Source organism: Frankia sp. CcWB3 (genome assembly GCF_977927595.1).
Genome location: NZ_CDWRCK010000281.1, coordinates 1 through 4954, shown reverse-complemented (window position 1 = coordinate 4954; position 4954 = coordinate 1). Strand labels below are relative to the sequence as shown.

General features: G+C 69.0%; 3 protein-coding genes. All 3 read left to right on the top strand.

Annotated elements, in window-relative coordinates:
* The coding region (locus tag ACY5KJ_RS17460) for a phosphoenolpyruvate carboxykinase (GTP) (protein WP_462187766.1) at positions 1-1552 on the top strand (1552 nt) is incomplete at its 5' end.
* Positions 1553-2767: 1215 nt separating this feature from the next.
* Complete coding sequence (locus ACY5KJ_RS17455) at positions 2768-4060, top strand: PhoH family protein (RefSeq protein ID WP_462187765.1); 1293 nt, start codon at positions 2768-2770, stop codon at positions 4058-4060.
* Between the two features lie 141 nt (positions 4061-4201).
* Positions 4202-4906, top strand: coding sequence for a peptide-methionine (S)-S-oxide reductase MsrA (gene msrA, locus ACY5KJ_RS17450; protein WP_462187764.1), 705 nt, complete (start codon positions 4202-4204; stop codon positions 4904-4906).
* Positions 4907-4954: the final 48 nt, after the last annotated feature.

Sequence of the window (4954 nt, the reverse complement as noted above, 5' to 3'; positions counted from 1 at the left end):
GGCGGAGGACGCCGGCCCGACCAACAACTGGCTCGACCCTGCTGAGATGCGGGCCACGCTCCGAGGCCTGTTCGCAGGGTGCATGCGGGGTCGGACGATGTACGTCGTCCCGTTCTGCATGGGCCCGCTCGGCTCGAGCATCTCGGCCCTCGGTGTCGAAATCACCGACTCGCCCTACGTCGTCATCTCCATGCGGACGATGACCCGGATGGGAACGCCCGCCCTCGAGCAGCTCGGAACGGACGGTTTCTTTGTCCCGGCCGTCCATTCCCTGGGCGCTCCGCTGGAACCCGGCCAGGCCGATGTCCCGTGGCCGTGCAATACGACGAAGTACATCACCCATTTCCCGGAAACCCGGGAGATCTGGTCCTACGGCTCAGGTTACGGCGGAAACGCACTACTTGGCAAGAAGTGCTATGCGTTGCGTATTGCGTCGGTCATGGCCCGCGACGAGGGCTGGCTCGCCGAGCACATGCTCATCCTCAAACTGACGTCTCCCGCTGGCAAGGTCCACTACATTGCCGCCGCATTTCCGTCGGCCTGTGGAAAGACTAATCTGGCGATGATCATCCCAACCCTGCCGGGCTGGCAGGCGGAGACCGTCGGTGACGACATCGCCTGGATGCGCTTCGGTGAGGACGGCCGGCTGTACGCGGTCAACCCGGAGGCCGGGTTCTTCGGGGTCGCCCCGGGGACCGGCGAGCAGACCAACCCCAACGCGGTCAGGACCCTCTGGGGCAACGTCGTCTACACCAACGTGGCCAGGACCGATGACGGTGACGTCTGGTGGGAGGGGCTGACCAAGCAGCCGCCGGCGCACCTCATCGACTGGAAGGGCCGCGACTGGACCCCCGAGTCCAGCGAGCCCGCCGCACACCCCAACGCCCGCTTCACCGTCCCGGCGGGCCAGTGCCCGACGATCGCCCCGGAGTGGGAGGATCCGCGCGGCGTGCCGATCTCGGCGATCCTGTTCGGCGGGCGCCGGGCGACCGCGGTGCCGCTGGTCACCGAGGCTCCCGACTGGCGGCGCGGGGTGTTCTTCGGCTCGATCGTCGCCTCCGAGACGACGGCGGCCCAGGCCGGAGCGATCGGCAAGCTGCGCCGGGACCCCTTCGCGATGCTGCCGTTCTGCGGCTACAACATGGCCGACTACTTCGCCCACTGGCTCGAGGTCGGGCAGAAGGCCGACCAGACGAAGCTCCCGCGGATCTATTACGTGAACTGGTTCCGCAAGAGCCCGGAGAGCAGGTTCCTGTGGCCGGGATTCGGCGACAACAGCCGTGTCCTCGCCTGGATCGTCGGTCGCCTGGAGGGCACGGCAGCCGGGGTGGAGACGCCGCTCGGCGTCCTGCCGACGAAGGACGCCCTACCCGCCGACGGCCTCGACATCGCCGAGGAGGACCTCGAGACCCTGCTCACGGTGGACGTCGAGGTGTGGAAGCAGGAGGCCCAGCTGATCCCCGAGCACTACCAGACGTTCGGGGAACGGCTTCCGGCCGCCCTGTGGACCGAGCACGAGGCGCTCGTCGAGCGGCTGAACAGCGGAGGCTGAGCGGCTGACGCCACCCAACCGCGGGCTCCGTTCGGGGACCGCACCGCTGGCACGGCACTTCGTGGCAGCACCTCGCAAGGCATCTGTGGCAACGCAAGCCATCCGTGGCACCACTTCGTGCGACACTCCCGAGCGGGTCGGCCTTCGGCCGACCCGCTCGGCGGGCTCCCGGCCCGTCCCGTGGCGACCGGTCGGCAGGGTTCGGCCCTCCTTCGCCGGCCCGGCGGCCAGCCGGCGGCGGACTCATTCGTAACTCTGCGTCGCGTCCGTTGTTCCGCCGTCGGCGGGCCGCGTTCCTACCGAGTGTCGTGCTACGGCTCACCTGAGCGGAGCACCACCCGATAATGACCACTCCGCGGATCCCTGCATGTTTGCCGGGGATCAATCCCTTCTCCGGATGAATTTCCGGGAATTCCCCAGTCGGTTGGCTGAATTTCCTCCGACCCGCCCGACGGTGCCAGTCGGCGCCCTCTTTCGGGCCTGGTCCGGTCCGGTCCGATCCGATCTCGATGACATGTCGAGACAACGAGTGTCCGATCATCGGCCCGCGGTGTTCCATAGCGTTCCGTCACGTTTTCCCCGCGGGCGCGCTTCAGGCCGTCACCTTTCGGTCGCCGTGTTTCGGGTGCCCCCTCCCATGTCGCCACGTTTCGGCCTGTCACGTTTCGGCCTGTCACGTTCTGGCCTGTCGCGTTTCGGCCCGCCGTGTCTCTGGCCGGCACGCCCGCGGTCACCCGGCTCTCGTCGGTCGCCGGGCTCGTGGATCCGGTGGCGGCCTGCGGCCGGTCGGTGCCCGTTGCCCCGGTTGGTGCCCGTTGCCGGAGTCAGCGCAGGTCCGGGGGCTTCTGAACCGGGCAGTGAGCGGTGACCTGGCTTCCTCGGGCGGACGCTCGTGGTCCGGTCTCCGACGGCGCCGCGCGCGGCGGTTGATGCTCCGCGTCATGATCCGGACGCAATGTGACCGATCGGGGTGCGACGGGAGCTCCGGGGTGCGAGACGTTTCCAGTTCTTAACGTAACGTGTTGTCGGAAGTGGGTCGCCATCATCGAGGGCTGCGGTTACCGTGGGAGCGCTAGCGTCTCAAGCCGTGGTCCGGCATGGTGCCGGACCTCTCGGGAGGCCCCTCGGTGCCGCAAGCGCGACTACACCAGGAGGCCGGTGCCCGGCTCCTGCAGGGGTCGGTCCCGGACTACCTCCGAGTAAGCGGGTGGGCGTGTGCCACGAACGCATGTCGTCGACACAAGCGTGCTGCTTTCTGATCCTGGCGCGCTGCTGCGGTTCGCGGAGCACAATGTCGTGCTCCCCCTCGTTGTCATAGGGGAGCTGGAAGGTAAGAGGAACCACCCGGAACTGGGCTGGTTCGCCCGGGAGGCACTACGCATCCTGGACGATCTGCGCATCCGGCATGGTCGCCTCGATCAACCGCTCCCGCTGGACAACGGCGGGACGCTACGGGTGGAACTCAATCACACCGATGCGGCGGTGCTTCCACTGGGGTTCCGGGTCGACACGAACGACTCGCGGATCCTGTGCGTCGCGATGAACCTCGCCCGCGAGGGCGCCGACGTCGTACTGGTCACGAAGGATCTCCCGCTGCGGGTCAAGGCGTCGGTGCTGGGGCTGCCCGCCGAGGAGTACCAGGCGCTGTCCCCGGTGGACACCGGCTTCTCGGGGATGGCCGAGCTCACCGTCACCCAGGAGGACCTCGACCGGCTTTACTCCCGCGAGTACACCGAGATCCTGGAGGCCGCCGACCTGCCCTGCCACACCGGCCTGGTCCTCACCACCACCGGGGGGAGTGCCTCCGCGCTCGGCCGGGTGACCGCCGACAAGCAGGTCCGGCTCGTCCGCGGCGACCGCGACGCGTTCGGCCTGCACGGTCGCTCCGCCGAGCAGCGGGTGGCCCTCGACCTCCTGCTCGATCCGGATGTCGGGATCGTCTCCCTCGGCGGTCGAGCCGGCACCGGTAAGTCGGCGCTCGCCCTGTGCGCCGGGCTCGAAGCTGTGATGGAGCGCCGGGCGCACCGCCGGGTGGTGGTTTTCCGCCCGCTGTACGCCGTCGGTGGCCAGGAGCTCGGGTACCTCCCGGGCAGCGAGAACGAGAAGATGGCGCCCTGGGCCCAGGCGGTGTTCGACACCCTCGGTGCGCTCGTCTCCCCCGAGGTCATCGAGGAGATCGTGGATCGCGGGATGCTGGAGGTGCTGCCGCTCACGCACATCCGTGGCCGGTCCCTGCACGACGCGTTCGTGATCGTCGACGAGGCTCAGTCCCTGGAGCGCGGGGTGCTGCTGACCGTGCTGTCCAGGCTCGGGCAGGGGTCACGGGTGGTGCTCACACACGACGTGGCCCAGCGCGACAACCTGAGGGTCGGCCGGCACGACGGGGTCGCCTCGGTGATCGAGACCCTGAAGGGCCACCCGTTGTTCGCGCACGTCACGCTCACCCGTTCCGAGCGATCGCCGATTGCGGCCCTGGTCACGACGATGCTGGAGGATCTCGTTCTCTGACGGGGTTCTCCCTGATCATCCAGCGAACTTTCGATGAATATCTGGAGAATATCTGGAGAGCGTCCGAGGGTCCCGGGCTGCGGGAACGTGTGGCCGCGGTGCGCGGTTGTGCGAGGAGACAACCACCGGAGGTGGCTTCCCATGTTCTTCGGTCGTCACAAGACGACACTGCCTACGCCCGAGCAGGCCCTTCCCGGCCGGGATCGGCCGGTGTTCGCGGGCGACGTCCCGCACACCGTGCTGGGGACCCCGCTCGCCGGCCCGTTCCCGGCGGGTCTGGAGACCGCCGTGTTCGGCCTCGGCTGCTTCTGGGGGGCCGAGCGCGCGTTCTGGAAGGTTCCCGGGGTGTACACCACCGCCGTCGGCTACGCCGGAGGGCACACCCCGCACCCCACTTACGAGGAGGTGTGTTCCGGGCTGACCGGGCACACCGAGGTCGTCCTTGTGGTGTACGACCCCGCGAAGGTCGGCTACGAGGAGCTGCTGCGCGTGTTCTGGGAAGGGCACGACCCGACCCAGGGCATGCGGCAGGGCAATGACGTGGGCACCCAGTACCGTTCGGCGATCTACACCACCACCGCCGGGCAGGCCGCCGCGGCGGCTGCCAGCCGCGAGGCGTTCCAGCAGGTGCTGACCGCCGCGGGCCTCGGGGCGATCACCACCGAGATCGCCCCGGCTGGTCCGTTCTACTACGCGGAGGAATACCACCAGCAGTACCTTTCCGACGCCAAGAACCCCGGCGGCTACTGCGGCCTGGGTGGCACCGGGCTGTCATGCCCGGTGGGGGTCGCCTCGGCCGGTTCTCCCCGCGCCGGGACGTCCGCGGAAGCCTCCAGCGCCGGCTGAGCGCGGCCAGCGGAGACGGGAGCGGGGGGAACCTCGCGGATGGGGGAG